Source organism: Paraburkholderia sp. SEWSISQ10-3 4 (assembly GCF_030464785.1).
In the GTDB taxonomy this organism is placed as follows: domain Bacteria; phylum Pseudomonadota; class Gammaproteobacteria; order Burkholderiales; family Burkholderiaceae; genus Paraburkholderia; species Paraburkholderia aspalathi.
In genome coordinates this window covers 107912-123700 of the sequence record NZ_JALPRI010000019.1, presented here as the reverse complement: position 1 = coordinate 123700, position 15789 = coordinate 107912, and the positions used below count along the sequence as shown (strand labels likewise).

The following is a 15789-nucleotide window of genomic DNA, read 5'->3' as shown; positions in this document are numbered from 1 at the left end:
ATCTGGTGTCTTGTCCCGCTCCGCTGCACTCGCTTCGCCACGCCAAACGCGAAGGCTTTCCGAATCCTGCACACAGCGTCGAGCGCATCACGCAACTTACTGATTCACTGAAGGATTTCCATGAGCCTCAAATGCGGCATCGTCGGCCTGCCTAACGTCGGCAAGTCCACCCTGTTCAACGCGCTGACCAAGGCGGGCATTGCCGCCGAAAACTATCCGTTCTGCACGATCGAGCCGAACGTCGGCATCGTCGAAGTACCGGACGCGCGTCTGAAGGCGCTCGCCGAAATCGTCAAGCCGGAGCGCATCCTGCCGGCCGTGGTGGAATTCGTCGACATCGCCGGTCTCGTGGCCGGTGCGAGCAAGGGCGAAGGCCTGGGCAACCAGTTCCTCGCGAACATTCGCGAAACCGATGCGATCACGCACGTGGTGCGCTGCTTCGAAGACGAAAACGTGATTCACGTCGCGAACAAGGTCGATCCGCTGTCGGATATCGAAGTGATCAACACCGAGTTGGCACTGGCCGACCTCGCGACCGTCGAAAAAGCGCTGTCGCGCTATTCGAAGGCGGCCAAGTCGGGTAACGACAAGGAAGCCATCAAGAACGCCGCGGTGCTGGAAAAGGTGCGCGCGCAGCTCGACCAGGCCAAGCCGGTCCGCGCGCTCGACCTGTCGGATGAAGAAAAGGCCACGCTCAAGCCGTTCTGCCTGATCACCGCCAAGCCGACCATGTACGTCGCCAACGTGAAGGACGACGGTTTCGAAAACAACCCGCACCTCGACGCAGTCACGAAGTTCGCGGCAGCCGAAGGCGCGCCGGTCGTCGCCGTGTGCGCAGCGATCGAAGCGGAGATCGCCGACCTCGAAGAAGCGGACATGGAAGTGTTTCTCCAGGACATGGGCATGGACGAGCCGGGCCTGAACCGCGTGATTCGTGCGGCTTTCAAGTTGCTGGGCCTGCAGACCTACTTCACGGCCGGCGTGAAGGAAGTGCGCGCGTGGACGATCCATATCGGCGATACCGCACCGCAGGCAGCGGGCGCGATCCACACCGACTTCGAGCGCGGCTTCATTCGCGCGCAGACGATCGCCTTCAACGACTACATCACCTACAAGGGTGAACAAGGTGCGAAGGAAGCCGGCAAGATGCGCGCGGAAGGCAAGGAATACGTCGTCCACGACGGCGACGTGATGAACTTCCTGTTCAACGTTTGAGGCTTCGCCTCGGCGTCAGGCGGCGATCAGCGAAAGGCTGAGCGCCGCCATACTGGAAGAAGAAAGCCCGCGAAATGCGGGCTTTTTTATTGCCCGCTCTGCGCCCCCTTCCGCGCCTCGCACCGAAGCGGCATAGCCATATTTGCCTTCACGGCCGCCATTTGCAGCGGCGAATCGACCAGCACCGCATCGATCCCCAGACACGCAGCCGCCCGATAATCGTCCGCGTCGTTCACCGCGATCGCGACGATCCGCACATCGGACTTCTGCCGGAAGCACGCGACCGTCGCGGGCGTCCACAAGCTGGCCTGCACATCCGAGCGCCCCTCGCCGAGCGTGAATTTTTCCACCACCGTCATCTGCCGGTGCAATTCGAATGCTGCGGCGGTGTGTTCAGCCGGTGCGTCCACACAGCCCTGGTTGAGCAGTACGCGCACAAGCCGCGCCCGTGTCGTGTCCCGCGACTCGAACAGTCTGGCCTGCGAATAGGCGGCGAAGCTCTGTTGATAGTCAGCTTCAGTCGAATAAATCGTCACGCGTGACCACGCGCTTTCTTCGTTGAGCACTTGTGCCACCGCCTGCGCCTGAGGCGCAGCCGGTAATGCTTTCATATCCAAAATAATCGGCATGGCCGGCGGGATGGTGCGCAACGCTTCGCGCAGCGTCGGAATACCGAGCGGGTGATCGCGATAGGGATATGTGGCGCCGCGGCGAAAACTCCAGCCGGCGTTCACACGCGCGAGTTCTGCCGCCGTGAAGGCGGACACCGGCCCCTTCGTATCGGTCAACGCCGACAGATCGGCCGGCCGGTACAACACCGGCACGCCGTCCTTGCTCAACTGAACCGTGAGCCACATTGCGTCGGCATGATGGGCGATCGACAGGCGAATCGCTTCGAGCGTGTTTTCGGGCGCGTCGCCCGTGCCGCCGCGATGCGCGATGATCTTCGGCAACGAGGTCACCGTCGACTGCCCGTCATTCGTGGTGGTGGGCGTCAGTGCACATCCCGCGAGCAGGATGAGACTCGCCATCAAGCCGAAAACCGCCAATCGTACTGAACTCTGCATCTGGAATCCTGATTAATAAGCACGCTGATCAACCGTGCATTGTTTCCGTTTCGTGACAGCCGATGTTAAATTGCGGCAGTCGACGCCTCTCGAAAGCGGGCTTCCGCCAGGCGACTGACGCCGGACTGTCATCGAACACAAATAGAATCGCGCGATTCCCATCCGCGCCCGTTCCGTCAGCAATCAATTGCATGGGACCGGAGTAAGCGCTAAAGCGCTAATCCCGGTCGACAAAGGAGATCAAATCGATGCGTTGCAAGCCGTTATTCCGTTCACTTTCCGTTGCCGCCGTGTTGAGCCTCGGCATTAGCCAGGCAGCCCAAGCCGCCACTGAAATCCAGTTCTGGCACGCCATGGAAGCCGCTCTCGGCGAGCGTCTGAACGACATCGCCAACGCGTTCAACGCGTCGCAAAGCGACTACAAGATCGTACCGGTGTTCAAGGGCAGCTACGACCAGACGCTCGCCGCCGGCATCGCGGCTTATCGCAGCGGCAACGCGCCGGCCATTCTGCAGGTCTACGAAGTCGGCACCGCGACAATGATGCAGGCGAAGAAAGCCGTGATCCCGGTTTCGGAAGTATTCAAGCAAGCCGGCGTACCGCTCGACGAAAAGGCCTTCGTGCCGACCATCGCCAGCTATTACAGCGACTCCAAGACCGGCGAACTGATCTCGATGCCGTTCAACAGCTCGACGCCGGTGTTGTACTACAACAAGGACGCGTTCAAGAAAGCCGGACTCGATCCGAATCAGCCGCCGAAGACCTGGGCCGAATTGCAGGTGGACGCACAGAAGCTGAAGGCATCGGGCATGGCGTGCGGTTATTCGTCGGGCTGGCAGAGCTGGATTCAGCTCGAAAACTATAGCGCCTGGCATGGCGCGCCGTTCGCGTCGAAGAACAACGGGTTCGACGGCGCCGACGCGCAGCTCGAATTCAACAAGCCGCTGCAGGTCGCGCACATCCAGTTCCTGCAGAACATGCAGAAGGAAGGCACCTTCACGTACGTCGGCCGCAAGGACGAACCGGTGTCGAAGTTCTATAGCGGTGACTGCGGGATCATCACGAACTCGTCGGGCTCGCTTGCCACGATCAAGAAGTACGCGAAGTTTAATTTTGGCACCGGCATGATGCCGTACGACGCCAGCGTGAAGGGCGCGCCGCAGAACGCGATCATCGGCGGGGCGAGCCTGTGGGTGCTGTCGGGTAAAGATCCGGCGGTGTACAAGGGCGTGGCGAAGTTCATGTCTTATCTGTCGTCGGCGCCGGTTGCCGCGAAGTGGCATCAGGACACCGGCTACCTGCCGGTCACGACCGCCGCGTATCAGTTGACCCAGCAGCAAGGCTTCTACGAGAAGAATCCGGGCAGCGATACCGCGATCAAGCAGATGCTTAATAAACCGCCCCTGCCGTACACGAAGGGCTTGCGTCTGGGCAACATGCCGCAGATCCGCACCGTGATCGACGAGGAACTCGAACAGGTTTGGGCGGACAAGAAGACGCCGCAACAGGCACTCGATTCGTCGGTGTCGCGTGGCGACGAGTTGCTGCGCCGCTTTGAGAAAGCCGGTAACTAACCAGGCACCAGCCGGCAAGGTTTCGGTGCATTCGCACCGAAACCTGTCGTTGTAGAAGAACCTCGGGAATTCTCAATGGAAAAGCGCTCCAGCTTCGGCACCAGCGTGCTGCCCTACCTGCTTGTCGCGCCGCAACTCCTGATCACGCTGCTGTTCTTTCTGTGGCCGGCAGGCGAAGCGCTGTGGCAATCCACGCAGAGTCAGGACGCGTTCGGCACGTCGAGCGAGTTTGTCGGGCTTGCCAATTTCAAGCAGTTGTTCGCCGATCCGCTTTACCTGTCGTCGTTCAATACGACGCTGATTTTCTGTGCGCTCGTCACCGTGTTCGGATTGGTGATTTCGCTTCTGCTGGCGGTCTGTGCGGATCGCGTGACACGCGGCGCCAAGGCTTATCAGACACTGCTGATCTGGCCGTACGCTGTGGCACCCGCGATCGCCGCCGTGTTGTGGTCGTTCCTGTTCAATCCGAGCATCGGCCTCGTCACCTATGCGCTCGCCAAGTACGGCATCGTGTGGAATCACGCATTGAATGCGGGCCAGGCGATGTTTCTGGTGGTGCTGGCTTCGGTGTGGAAGCAGGTCAGCTACAACTTTCTGTTCTTCTACGCCGGCTTGCAGGCAATTCCGCGTTCGCTGATCGAAGCGGCGGCCATCGACGGCGCCGGTCCGGTCAGGCGCTTCTTCGGCATCGCGCTGCCATTGCTTTCGCCGACCAGCTTCTTCCTGCTGGTGATCAATATCACCTACGCCTTCTTCGACACCTTCCCGGTGATCGACGCCGCCACCGGCGGCGGTCCGGCGCAGTCCACCCGCACGCTGATCTACAAGATTTTCGCCGAAGGCTTCCAGGGGCTGGACATCGGCAGTTCGGGCGCGCAGTCCGTCATCCTGATGGTGATCGTCGTCGCATTGACGGTCGTGCAATTCCGCTTCATCGAACGCAGGGTTCAATACTCATGATCGAGAACCGCCGCGGTTTCGACCTCTTCTGCCATGCGGTGCTGATTCTCGGCGTCGTGCTGGTGGTGTTTCCGGTGTACGTCGCGTTTTGTGCGGCGACGATGAGCGAGCATGAGATATTCAGCGTGCCGCTGTCGCTGGTGCCGAGTACGCATTTGTTCGAGAACATCGCGACGGTCTGGTCGCAAGGCAGCGGCAATGCGGCGGCGCCGTTCGGCCGCATGCTGTTCAACAGCCTCGTGATGGCACTGGTGATTTCGATCGGCAAGATCGCCATCTCGATGATCTCGGCGTACGCGATCGTATTTTTCCGCTTTCCGTTTCGCAATCTGTCGTTCTGGCTGATCTTCATCACGCTGATGCTGCCCGTCGAAGTGCGGATCTTTCCGACCGTCCAGGTTGTGTCGTCGATGCATATGAGCAATACGTACAGCGGTTTGACCTTGCCGCTGATCGCGTCGGCCACCGCCACGTTTCTGTTCAGGCAGTTCTTCATGACGCTGCCCGATGAACTGATGGAAGCGGCGCGTATCGATGGTGCGGGCGCGATGCGTTTCTTCTGGGACGTGGTGCTGCCACTGTCGAAAACGAACATGGCGGCGCTCTTTGTCATCACGTTCATTTACGGCTGGAATCAGTATCTGTGGCCGATCCTGATTACGAGCCAGCAATCGCTGACCACGGCCGTGGTCGGCATCAAAAGCATGATCGCGTCCGGCGACACCGCAACCGAATGGCACCTCGTGATGGCCGCGACGCTGCTTGCGATGCTGCCGCCGCTCGCCGTCGTGCTGACGATGCAACGCTGGTTCGTGCGCGGACTGGTGGACTCGGAGAAGTAACTCGCGCAGCGTGGGCGAGCTTCGGCGTTGGACATGAAAAAAGAACACCGCGCAAAGCGTGGCACGCGCGGCAAGCAACGATAAGGCTAAAACAGCATGGCTGCACTGACTCTGCAAGGCGTTAAAAAGACCTACGACGGCAAACAGTTCGTGTTGCACGGCATCGACGTGGACGTCGCGGACGGCGAATTCGTCGTGATGGTCGGCCCGTCCGGTTGCGGCAAATCGACCTTGCTGCGGATGGTGGCCGGACTCGAAGGCATCTCCGACGGCACCGTTTCGATCTCCGGCAAAGTGGTCAATCGGCTGGAGCCGAAGGATCGCAACATCGCGATGGTGTTCCAGAACTACGCGCTGTATCCGCATATGAGCGTCGCCGACAACATGGGCTACGCGTTGAAGATCGCGGGCGTCGACCGCGCACAGATTGCAAAGCGCGTGGACGCGGCGGCGCAGATTCTCGAGCTCGGGCCGCTGCTCGCACGCAAGCCGCGCGAGTTGTCCGGCGGGCAGCGACAACGCGTCGCCATGGGCCGCGCGATCGTGCGCGAGCCGGCGGTGTTTCTATTCGATGAGCCGCTGTCCAATCTCGATGCACGTCTGCGCGTGCAGATGCGCCTCGAAATCCAGCGCCTGCATGCACGGCTTGCCACGACCAGCCTGTACGTCACCCACGATCAGATCGAAGCGATGACGCTGGCGCAACGCGTGATCGTGATGAACAAGGGCCACGCGGAGCAGATCGGCGCGCCGACCGAGGTCTACGAGCGGCCGGCGACGGTGTTCGTCGCGAGCTTCATCGGCTCGCCGGGGATGAATCTGCTGGAAGGCCGAGTGTCGGATGACGGTTTGACGTTTGAAGTGGCCGGCAACGGTCCGAAGCTGCCGCTTACCGGCGTGGCGTCGATCGGCCGGGAAGTTGCGAAGGGCCGCGAGTGGACGCTCGGCATTCGCCCCGAGCACATGACGCCGGGTCAAGCGGACGCATCCAACGCCACGTTGACCGTCGATTCCTGCGAACTGCTCGGCGCGGACAACCTCGCGCACGGCCGCTGGGGCAAACACGACGTGACCGTGCGGCTGCCGCATACGCACCGCCCCCCGGCTGGCGAAGCGCTGCAAGTCTCGCTGCCCGCGCAGCATCTGCATTTCTTCGATCCGGCGAGTGGACGGCGCGCGAACTGACGTCCCGCTTAAGCCAAACCCGACGTACCCAAAACAATAAAGACTTCAGGACCATGCAAGGCATTGCCTTCCACTGCTTGCGCCGAACAGCAGCGCTCACCGCCGCGCTGCTGTTCACCGCGACCTCGGCGTTCGCGTACGTCGCGCCCGGCACGTCGCCCGACGAAGCGAACCTCAGCAATCACAACACCTATACGAATCGCGACGGCAACACGGTGCATGCGCCTGCGCGCTCCCTTTCGGGCAAGGCGCCAGAAGGCGCGACCGCACGCTGCCGCGACGGCACCTACAGTTTCAGCCGGCATCGCAGCGGCACCTGTTCACGGCACGGCGGCGTAGCGGATTGGTTGTAATGGGGCGGGCGGCAAGCCGCCCCGTTTCCATTCGCGTTGCCGCCCCACCCCCGCCCCGAAGTACAATGCCATCTGCACAACCCGCCCGCGCGCGGGGCGTCGCGAAGTTCGATGCCGAGCTCGACGCCGCGCCGGCCGGCGCCGGGCGCACTGCCCGGCCAACACACCGATTACCCATCCACCCACGACCGCCCGCCCCCACGCGGCCGGCGTCGTCAACGTCTATTGCAAGCAAATGGCCCAATACGTCTTCACCATGAACCGGGTCGGCAAGATCGTGCCGCCCAAGCGCCAAATCCTGAAAGACATCTCGCTGTCGTTTTTCCCCGGCGCGAAGATCGGTTTGCTCGGCCTGAACGGCTCGGGCAAGTCGACGCTGATCCGCATCATGGCCGGTGTGGACAAGGACATCGAGGGCGAAGCCACGCCGATGCCGAACCTGAACATCGGCTATCTGCCGCAGGAACCGCAACTCGATCCGAACAAGACGGTGCGTGAAGCGGTCGAGGAAGGTCTCGGCGACGTCTTCGGCGCGCAAAAGAAACTGGACGAAATCTACGCCGCCTACGCGGAACCGGACGCCGACTTCGACGCGCTCGCCGCGGAGCAGGCCAAGTACGAAGCGATTCTGGCCACCACTGACGGCAGCGCCGAACAGCAGATCGAAATCGCCGCCGACGCGCTGCGTCTGCCGGCGTGGGACGCCAAAATCGAGCATCTGTCGGGCGGCGAAAAACGCCGCGTCGCACTCTGCAAACTGCTGCTCGAAAAGCCGGACATGCTGCTGCTCGACGAACCGACCAACCACCTGGACGCGGAATCGGTCGACTGGCTCGAACAATTCCTCACGCGCTTCCCGGGCACGGTCGTCGCCGTCACCCACGATCGCTACTTTCTCGATAACGCCGCTGAGTGGATTCTCGAACTCGACCGCGGCCACGGCATCCCCTGGAAGGGCAATTACAGCAGCTGGCTCGACCAGAAGGAAGAGCGCCTGAAGCAGGAAGAGTCGTCGGAATCGGCGCGTCAGAAGGCCATCAAGAAGGAACTGGAGTGGGTGCGCCAGAACCCGAAGGGCCGTCAGGCGAAGTCGAAGGCGCGTATCGCCCGCTTCGAGGAACTGAACAGCCAGGACTACCAGAAGCGTAACGAGACCTCGGAAATCTTCATCCCGGTCGGCGACCGCCTAGGTAATGAAGTTATCGAGTTCAAGAACGTCAGCAAGTCGTACGGCGACCGTCTGCTGCTCGACGACGTCAGCTTCAAGATTCCGGCGGGCGCGATCGTCGGCATCATCGGGCCGAACGGCGCCGGTAAGTCGACGCTGTTCCGCATGCTCACCGGCCGTGAACAGCCGGATTCGGGCGAGATCGTGCAAGGCCCGACGGTCAAGCTCGCGTACGTGGATCAAAGCCGCGACGCGCTCGACGGCTCGAAGACCGTGTTCGAAGAAATCTCCGGCGGTGCGGATGTGCTGACGGTCGGCAAGTACGAAACGCCGTCGCGGGCGTACATCGGCCGCTTCAACTTCAAGGGCGGCGATCAGCAGAAGACCGTCGGCAATCTGTCGGGCGGTGAGCGCGGCCGGCTGCATCTGGCGAAGACACTGATCGCGGGCGGCAACGTGCTGCTGCTGGACGAACCGTCGAACGACCTGGACGTCGAAACGCTGCGCGCGCTCGAAGACGCCCTGCTCGAATTCGCCGGCTCCGTCATGGTGATCTCGCACGATCGCTGGTTCCTCGACCGGATCGCGACACACATCCTGGCGTTCGAAGGCGATTCGCAAATCACGTTCTTCGACGGCAACTACCAGGAATACGAAGCGGACAAGCGTGCCCGCCTCGGTGAAGAAGCTGCACGTCCGAAGCGTCTGCGTTACAAGCCGATCGCGCGATAAATCGCTGGCCTGGCGGCCCGCTCGTTGCTTGACGAGCGGGCTGTTTTGCTGGTCGGTTTTTTGCTGACGCTTCGTGGACCGCCTGGCTGACTGCCCGGCCGGCGTGTTTTGCCGGCCGTTTTGCCGGCCGTCCGCCCGTTCATTTTGCTCACCGTTGCGCGCTGGAATTGCTGTGCGTTTGCCGTGCTTTTGCCGGCCAGGCGGTAGGGCACACGCTTTGCGTGCCACGGCGTGATACACGTCGTCCCGGCGGGATGCAGGAACTCCGCCGTATCAAATAGCTGTGCGTCCACCGGGCGCACACACCGGCCGATAACACCCACGCCGCGCCAAGCGCGGCGACGAGGAGGCAAGCATGGCGATGTCGAAGGGCAAGCGCTGGGCGATTGCCGCAGGTGGCGTGCTGCTGGTGCTGATCGTCGTCGCGGTCGGTGCGCTCCAGTTCGCGCAGCGCGAAGTCAAGGAACGCGTCATTGCGGCGCTCGGGCCATTGGGCAGCGCCGAAAGCATCCGGGTCGGCCTCACTTCAGTCCATCTCACCAACGTTCTGCTCAAGGCGCCACCGAACTGGCCCGCCGGCGATCCGTTACGCGCCGACGAAATCACCATCACGCCGGATATCCGCGATCTGCTCGCGCGGCGCATGCATATTCGTGGCGTGGTGGTGCGCGGCTTCGACATCGCCGTGCTGCGAACCAAGGACGGCGCGATCCGCCTGATGCCGAATCTGCGGCAATCGATCAACGGCCCCAACGACGACGAAGCCAGCAGCGCGGCAACGTCCGGCTCCCGCGAAAAGCTGGTCGATCACGTCAGCTTCGAACAAGGCAACTTCCATTTCTACGACATGACAGTCGGTCCGCCGGCATTCAAAGTCACGGTCAGCAACGCCAACGCGACCGTCGATCACCTGCATCTGCCCGCGCTCTCCGAACCGACCAACGTCAGCGTCACCGGCTCGATCAAAGGGCCGACGCATACGGGCACAGTTTCGTTCGGCGGGTGGATCAAGATTGCCAGCAAGGATTCGCAGACCACCAGCACATTGCGCGGCGTCGATGTCGTGATGCTCGATCCGTACCTGCTGAAAAAGACCGGAGCGAAGGCGCAAGTGACGGGCGGCACGGTCGACCTGACGGTCGACTCGACGGTGCGCAACTACCAGCTGCATGCACCCGGCACGGTGACGATCCACCATCTGCAACTCGCCGACAACGACAACCCGCTCGACACCTTCATGTCGATTCCGACCAAAGCCGCCATCGCCGCGCTCAAGACGCACAACGGCGACATCACGCTCCATTTCGTACTCGATGGGAATTTGCGCGACCCGAAGTTTTCGGTGCAGGAAAGTCTGATGACGCGCCTTGGCGCCGGTTTTGCGAAGGCGATGGGCGTGAGCGTCGAAGGTGTGGCGAAGGGCGCCGGGGAGACAGTGAAAGGATTAGGGAACGCGTTGAAAAATCTGCTCGGTCAGTAGGCGGACTTCGGCCGATGCAGAAGCGCCGCAATTAAAGCGGAGACCTACCATGTCGCCGCTTTAACCGACGTCCTCCGAACCGCGGCATCGCGATGCCTAGACCGGCAACCCCAATTCCCGCAGTCCCGCTTCCGTTTTTGCAGCGCTCGTGTGATGCACGCCGTGCCAGCCGAGTGCCGTCGCGGCTTCGGCGTTTTTCAGATTGTCGTCGATGAAAACGAGTTCGCCCGGTTGGATGCCCGACAATTGCGCTTCGATCCGCTGACGCATTTCCGCGAAGATCGCCGGATCGGGCTTCACCAACTTTACCCTGCCCGACACGACGATGTCGCGGAAGCGCCGCAGCACGGGGAAATGCTCCCACGCATACGGAAACGTCTCCGCCGACCAGTTCGTCAGCCCGAAGAGCGGCACATTGGCCGCCTCGAGCTTTTCCATGAGAGCCACGCCCTCCTCCAGCACGCCGGGCACCATCTCGTGCCAGCGCTCGTAGAACGCGCGGATCAGTGGCGCGTGATCGGGAAACTTCGCGATCAGCTCGTTTGTCCCCTCGGCGATCGGTTGGCCGCCGTCCTGACGGATCACCCAATCCATCGAACAAACGTGCGTTAGAAACCAGCGGCGCTCCGTTTCGTCAGGGATCAACTGGCGATACAGATATTCGGGGCTCCAGTCGATCAGCACGCCGCCGAAATCGAACACGACTGCCTTGATGGCCATGCACGCTCCGTCAGTAAGGTCGTGGCGACGAGATCAGATAGCCTGCGTACGCAACTCGAGCCACGCCTTGGCCTCGCCCGACACATGCGGCGACAGGCGCGTGCGCACCATCTCGTGATACGCGTTCAGCCACACGCGCTCGTCATCACGCAACAGCGACAGGTCGAGGCAGCGCGTATCGATCGGGCACAGCGTCAGCGTCTCGAACTTGAGGAAATCGCCGAACTCGGTTTTCTCCGCGGGCACGTTCAGCACCAGGTTCTCGATCCGCACGCCCCACTTGCCCGGCCGGTAAATGCCCGGCTCGACCGAGGTGATCATGCCTTCTTCCATCGCGGTCCACGGCTCGGCCGGCGCGTAGTGCGAAATCACCTGCGGGCCTTCGTGCACGTTCAGGAAATAGCCCACGCCGTGACCGGTGCCATGGCCGTAGTCGGCGCCGGCTTCCCAGATCGGTGCGCGGGCGATCGCGTCGAGCATCGGCGAACGGATGCCGCGCGGGAATTTCGCGCGCGACAGCGCCATGGTGCCTTTCAGCACAATCGTGAAATCGCGCCGCTGCGCCTCGCTGATGGTGCCGACCGGTACGACGCGGGTGATGTCGGTCGTGCCGCTCAGATACTGCGCGCCCGAATCGATCAGCAACAGGCCGTTGCCCTCGATTACCGAATGCGCTTCACTGGTTGCGCGGTAGTGCGGCATCGCGCCGTTCGCGTTGAAGCCGGCGATCGTCGCAAAGCTCAGCGACACAAAGCCCGGACGGCGCGCGCGGGCTGCCGTCAGGCGCTCGTCGATCGTCAGTTCGGTGATCGTTTCGTTGCCGAGCGCGCCTTCGAACCACGCGAAGAATTCGGCGAGCGCCGCGCCGTCCTGTTCCATCGTCTCGCGCACATGCTCCGCTTCTGCCTCGGTCTTGCGCGACTTGAAGAACGTGGACGGATTGACCGCCTCGACGACGTTCACCGTGGACGGCACCGACTGCAGCGAGCCATAGGTAATGCGGCGTGGGTCGATCAGCAGCGTGCTGCCGGCCGGCAGCGCGGCAAGCGCTTCTGCCGCCTTCGCGTAGGGCTCGACGCTGATGCCGTCGAGCGCGAGCGCATCGGCCAGCGCCTGCGGCACCTTGCCGTCGGCGACGAAGAGCGACGCGCTTTCCGGACCAATCAGCGCATGCGCGACGAACACCGGGTTATAGCTGACGTCGGCGCCGCGCAGATTCAAAAGCCATGCGAGGTCGTCGAGCGTGGAAATGAAGTGCCACTGCGCGCCCTTCTCCGCCATCGCGCGGCGAATCTGTGCGAGCTTTTCGGAACGGGCGACGCTCGCGTGCGGCGCCGCGTGCTCAAACACGGCGGCGGCGGGCAGCGACGGGCGCTGCGGCCAGATCGCATCGAACAGATCGACGTCGGTGCGCAGCTTCACGCCGCGCGCGGTAAGCGAGTGGTTCAAAGCGCGCGCCGCCGACACGCCCAGCACGGCGCCGTCCACACCCACCGTGTCGCCGGTCGCGACGTTCTGCGCAAGCCATTCAAAATGCGGCGCGGTCTGCTGGCCGCCGGTCATCTTCATCAACTGAACGCCGGTGCCGGCCAGTTGCGCGTTGGCCTGTTCCCAATAGCGGCTGTCGGTCCACACGCCGGCGAAATCGGCGGTCACGATGAGCGTGCCGGCCGAGCCGGTGAAACCCGACAACCACTGCCGGCCTTGCCAGCGCCCAGGTAGATATTCGGAAAGATGGGGATCTGAGGACGGCACCAGATAGGCGGCTACACCTTCGTGCGCCATCGCATTGCGCAATGTCGCGAGCCGTTCGGGGATGGAGGAAGTTTCGGGAAGTCGGGCATTCATCAGAGTCACCTGCAAGTATTCATCGACGGGAAAGCAAGCCGACCGTCACGGCGACGGCGATCAGCGCGATGGCGGTACATACCGGCCATTCGAGCGTATCGCCATCATGAAAAAGTCCCACCACGTTGCCGGCCATGCGAGCAACACCCGCGCCCAGCACGCCGACCAGGAGCACCACCCACCACGCGGCACGGCTCGAACGGCGCAGCGGATGCAACCACCAGCCTGCGAGACCAATCACCGCGCCCAGCACCAGGATTCCGGGCCACCCCATTAGCGGCAGGTCTCGCGCAGTTTCAGATTTGTCTCATGGGCGCAAGGAGCCAACACAGATAGCATTTTTGTCTCATTAACTATAGAGGTTCAGCACGGCGCTTTCCGCATAGCGGTTGAGTTTAGGGGTCGGGGTGATGTTAGGCAAGCTGTAAGCCTTACGGAGAAACCTAGTCCGGGTAATTGCCAAGCTGAAAGCGCGCCATGCGAATCGCCCTTATCGAGCCGGACTTACGGCACGCCACCCTGGTCGGCCGGCTGATCTTTGCCGGCGGCCATGCGTGCCAGCACTTCACAGCGAGCACACCGTTTCTGGTCCGCGCCGCCGACGAATTCTTCGATCTTCTCATCACTGAAAACTGGGCCGGCGACCATTGCGCCGAAGACCTGATTCCGCGCGCCCGCTCGATCCTGCCGAACTTGCCGGTGATCGTGCTGCTGTCGGAGCCACGCGAGAGCCAGATTGTCGCAGCGCTCCATGCCGGCGCCGACGACTGCCTGACCAAACCGGTCCGCGGCCCGGAAATGCTGGCCCGAGTGGACGCGCTGCTGCGGCGCGCGGCCCTGCGGCGGCCGCCGAACCGGCGGCGCGACACGATCGGTGGCTATGCGTTCGACGCAGCGCAGTTCGCCGTCACCTTCCGTAATCAGACGGTCGCCCTGACACCGAAGGAGTTCCGCTTTGCGCTGCTGCTGTTTTCCAATCTGTCTCGCCCAGTGTCGCGCGCGCATATTCTCGAAACGGTCTGGACGCGCCGCCGCGACGTACAGTCGCGCACCGTAGACACCCATGCATCACGCGTGCGGACCAAGTTGCAGTTGCGGCCAGAGCACGGGTACTGCCTGACGCCGCTTTACGGCTATGGCTACCAGCTCGACGCCATCCCGCCTGACGCCATTGTGGCGGCCGGGTGACGCATCCACAATGTAAGAATCGTGGAAACGCTATAATATTGAGCTAAACCATAGCTCCCCATATGCAGCTTCTAACGATCGGAATCAATCACCACACTGCGCCTGTCGCCTTGCGCGAACGCGTGGCGTTTCCGCTCGAACAGATCAAGCCTGCACTGGACACCTTCAAGAGCGTCTGGCTCGGCCGCACCGCCCGCACGGCGCCGGAAGCGGCGATTCTGTCCACCTGTAACCGTACCGAACTCTACTGCGCGACCGACGACCAGGCCGCGCGTGAAGCCGCGATCCAGTGGTTCTCGAAGTATCACAACCTGCCCGTCGACGAACTCGCACCGCATGTCTACGCGCTGCCGCAGTCGGAAGCCGTGCGCCACGCGTTCCGCGTCGCCTCGGGACTCGATTCGATGGTGCTGGGCGAGACGCAAATCGTCGGACAAATGAAGGACGCAGTGCGCACGGCGTCCGAGGCCGGCGCGCTCGGCACCTACCTGAACCAGTTGTTCCAGCGCACCTTCGCTGTGGCGAAGGAAGTGCGCAGCACGACCGAAATCGGCGCGCAGTCGGTTTCCATGGCGGCAGCCGCCGTGCGGCTCGCACAGCGGATTTTTGACAAGATTTCAAACCAGCGCGTGCTGTTCATCGGCGCGGGCGAAATGATCGAGTTGTGCGCTACGCACTTCGCGGCGCAGCAACCACGCGAGCTCGTCGTCGCCAATCGCACTGCCGAGCGCGGCACCCGCCTCGCTGAACGCTTCAACGGCCGGGCCATTCCGCTCTCGGAACTACCCACCCGCATGCATGAGTTCGACATCATCGTGTCGTGCACCGCGTCCACCCTGCCGATCATCGGTCTGGGCGCCGTCGAGCGGGCCGTGAAAGCACGCCGTCACCGGCCGATTTTCATGGTCGATCTGGCCGTGCCGCGCGATATCGAACCCGAAGTCGGCAAGCTTGAAGACGTTTTCCTGTACACCGTCGACGATCTCGGCGCGATCGTGCGCGAAGGCAATGCGTCGCGGCAAGCCGCGGTCGCGCAGGCCGAAGCGATCATCGAAACGCGTGTGCAGAACTTCATGCAGTGGCTCGACGCACGCAGCATCGTGCCGGTGATCCGCCACATGCATACACAGGCCGACGTGCTGCGTCGCGCCGAAGTCGAACGCGCGCAGAAAATGCTCGCACGCGGCGAGGACCCGGCAGCGGTGCTCGAAGCGTTGTCGCAATCGCTCACCAACAAACTGATCCACGGCCCCACGCACGCGCTCAATCGCGCGAGCAGCGAGAACCGTGACACGCTTATCGAATTGATGAGCGGTTTCTACAAACACTCCGGTTCTACGGAGCGTTAGCGGCGCAGCCACCGCCGCACCGTCCGCGCCACACTGAGTGGCCCGCGACATGCTTCTGACCAGGGCATCTGCCCACTCCCCTAGTCGTCGTCTTTGCCGGAGTCCGCT

14 protein-coding genes are annotated in these 15789 nt (G+C 62.6%); 10 read left to right on the top strand and 4 right to left on the bottom strand.

Translation table 11 applies throughout. The features are described 5' to 3' along the window. Positions 1-120 precede the first annotated feature (120 nt). Positions 121-1215 (top strand): redox-regulated ATPase YchF, encoded by a 1095-nt coding sequence (gene ychF, locus M0D68_RS27950; RefSeq protein ID WP_054036679.1) that lies wholly within the window; start codon positions 121-123, stop codon positions 1213-1215. A gap of 86 nt (positions 1216-1301) precedes the next feature. Here ychF and M0D68_RS27945 read toward each other — a convergent pair whose 3' ends face one another. After that, positions 1302-2246, bottom strand: coding sequence for a glycerophosphodiester phosphodiesterase family protein (locus tag M0D68_RS27945; protein ID WP_266225985.1), 945 nt, complete (start codon positions 2244-2246; stop codon positions 1302-1304). Positions 2247-2530: 284 nt separating this feature from the next. Here M0D68_RS27945 and ugpB point away from each other — a divergent pair, with 284 nt between their 5' ends. From ugpB to M0D68_RS27910, 7 genes are all read left to right on the top strand, one after another. Continuing rightward, positions 2531-3856, top strand: a complete 1326-nt coding sequence (ugpB, locus tag M0D68_RS27940) for a sn-glycerol-3-phosphate ABC transporter substrate-binding protein UgpB (RefSeq protein WP_200621445.1) — start codon at positions 2531-2533, stop codon at positions 3854-3856. Positions 3857-3931: 75 nt separating this feature from the next. Next, the gene (ugpA, locus tag M0D68_RS27935) at positions 3932-4816 is read left to right on the top strand and encodes a sn-glycerol-3-phosphate ABC transporter permease UgpA (RefSeq protein ID WP_054036671.1); all 885 of its coding nucleotides are present in this window, start codon (positions 3932-3934) and stop codon (positions 4814-4816) included. Beyond that, positions 4813-5658 (top strand): sn-glycerol-3-phosphate ABC transporter permease UgpE, encoded by an 846-nt coding sequence (ugpE, locus tag M0D68_RS27930; protein ID WP_200650964.1) that lies wholly within the window; start codon positions 4813-4815, stop codon positions 5656-5658. The genes ugpA and ugpE overlap by 4 nt, the downstream gene beginning before the upstream one ends. Before the next feature lie 96 nt (positions 5659-5754). After that, positions 5755-6843 carry a sn-glycerol-3-phosphate import ATP-binding protein UgpC gene (locus tag M0D68_RS27925; RefSeq protein WP_093643522.1) on the top strand — a complete coding sequence of 363 codons (1089 nt, stop codon included), beginning with the start codon at positions 5755-5757 and terminating at the stop codon, positions 6841-6843. 53 nt (positions 6844-6896) lie between these two features. Beyond that, positions 6897-7196, top strand: a complete 300-nt coding sequence (locus M0D68_RS27920) for a DUF3761 domain-containing protein (RefSeq protein ID WP_175054150.1) — start codon at positions 6897-6899, stop codon at positions 7194-7196. Positions 7197-7431: 235 nt separating this feature from the next. Further along, positions 7432-9096: an energy-dependent translational throttle protein EttA gene (ettA, locus tag M0D68_RS27915; RefSeq protein ID WP_093643520.1), complete on the top strand. Its 1665-nt coding sequence runs from the start codon at positions 7432-7434 to the stop codon at positions 9094-9096. Positions 9097-9451: 355 nt separating this feature from the next. Beyond that, positions 9452-10576 carry a DUF748 domain-containing protein gene (locus tag M0D68_RS27910; RefSeq protein WP_266225975.1) on the top strand — a complete coding sequence of 375 codons (1125 nt, stop codon included), beginning with the start codon at positions 9452-9454 and terminating at the stop codon, positions 10574-10576. A gap of 96 nt (positions 10577-10672) precedes the next feature. Here the strand turns inward: M0D68_RS27910 and M0D68_RS27905 are convergent, their stop codons facing one another. The 3 genes from M0D68_RS27905 to M0D68_RS27895 are packed head-to-tail and all read right to left on the bottom strand — an operon-like array spanning position 10673 to position 13418. Continuing rightward, positions 10673-11296, bottom strand: a complete 624-nt coding sequence (locus tag M0D68_RS27905) for an HAD family hydrolase (protein ID WP_200621449.1) — start codon at positions 11294-11296, stop codon at positions 10673-10675. 33 nt (positions 11297-11329) lie between these two features. Then, the gene (locus M0D68_RS27900) at positions 11330-13144 is read right to left on the bottom strand and encodes an aminopeptidase P family protein (protein ID WP_266225974.1); all 1815 of its coding nucleotides are present in this window, start codon (positions 13142-13144) and stop codon (positions 11330-11332) included. A 19-nt stretch (positions 13145-13163) separates the two neighbouring features. Continuing rightward, a complete protein-coding gene (locus tag M0D68_RS27895; protein WP_266225973.1) occupies positions 13164-13418 on the bottom strand; it encodes a hypothetical protein in 255 nt (84 codons plus the stop codon). 203 nt (positions 13419-13621) lie between these two features. On the opposite strand from M0D68_RS27895, the gene M0D68_RS27890 reads away from it, so the two are divergent. Both M0D68_RS27890 and hemA read left to right on the top strand, forming a co-directional pair. Continuing rightward, positions 13622-14332 (top strand): response regulator transcription factor, encoded by a 711-nt coding sequence (locus tag M0D68_RS27890; protein ID WP_093643508.1) that lies wholly within the window; start codon positions 13622-13624, stop codon positions 14330-14332. A gap of 62 nt (positions 14333-14394) precedes the next feature. Then, a complete protein-coding gene (hemA, locus tag M0D68_RS27885) occupies positions 14395-15681 on the top strand; it encodes a glutamyl-tRNA reductase (RefSeq protein ID WP_200621451.1) in 1287 nt (428 codons plus the stop codon). The last annotated feature ends 108 nt before the right edge of the window (positions 15682-15789 follow it).

Excerpts from the sequence above, each read along its gene's own strand:
- M0D68_RS27945 (WP_266225985.1), bottom strand. The coding sequence starts at position 2,246 with ATGGCGAGTCTCATCCTGCTCGCGGGATGTGCACTGACGCCCACCACC.
- M0D68_RS27920 (WP_175054150.1), top strand. The coding sequence starts at position 6,897 with ATGCAAGGCATTGCCTTCCACTGCTTGCGCCGAACAGCAGCGCTCACC.
- M0D68_RS27905 (WP_200621449.1), bottom strand. The coding sequence starts at position 11,296 with ATGGCCATCAAGGCAGTCGTGTTCGATTTCGGCGGCGTGCTGATCGAC.
- ettA (WP_093643520.1), top strand. The coding sequence starts at position 7,432 with ATGGCCCAATACGTCTTCACCATGAACCGGGTCGGCAAGATCGTGCCG.
- M0D68_RS27895 (WP_266225973.1), bottom strand. The coding sequence starts at position 13,418 with ATGGGGTGGCCCGGAATCCTGGTGCTGGGCGCGGTGATTGGTCTCGCA.
- M0D68_RS27925 (WP_093643522.1), top strand. The coding sequence starts at position 5,755 with ATGGCTGCACTGACTCTGCAAGGCGTTAAAAAGACCTACGACGGCAAA.
- ugpE (WP_200650964.1), top strand. The coding sequence starts at position 4,813 with ATGATCGAGAACCGCCGCGGTTTCGACCTCTTCTGCCATGCGGTGCTG.
- hemA (WP_200621451.1), top strand. The coding sequence starts at position 14,395 with ATGCAGCTTCTAACGATCGGAATCAATCACCACACTGCGCCTGTCGCC.
- M0D68_RS27890 (WP_093643508.1), top strand. The coding sequence starts at position 13,622 with ATGCGAATCGCCCTTATCGAGCCGGACTTACGGCACGCCACCCTGGTC.
- ugpB (WP_200621445.1), top strand. The coding sequence starts at position 2,531 with ATGCGTTGCAAGCCGTTATTCCGTTCACTTTCCGTTGCCGCCGTGTTG.
- M0D68_RS27900 (WP_266225974.1), bottom strand. The coding sequence starts at position 13,144 with ATGAATGCCCGACTTCCCGAAACTTCCTCCATCCCCGAACGGCTCGCG.
- M0D68_RS27910 (WP_266225975.1), top strand. The coding sequence starts at position 9,452 with ATGGCGATGTCGAAGGGCAAGCGCTGGGCGATTGCCGCAGGTGGCGTG.
- ychF (WP_054036679.1), top strand. The coding sequence starts at position 121 with ATGAGCCTCAAATGCGGCATCGTCGGCCTGCCTAACGTCGGCAAGTCC.
- ugpA (WP_054036671.1), top strand. The coding sequence starts at position 3,932 with ATGGAAAAGCGCTCCAGCTTCGGCACCAGCGTGCTGCCCTACCTGCTT.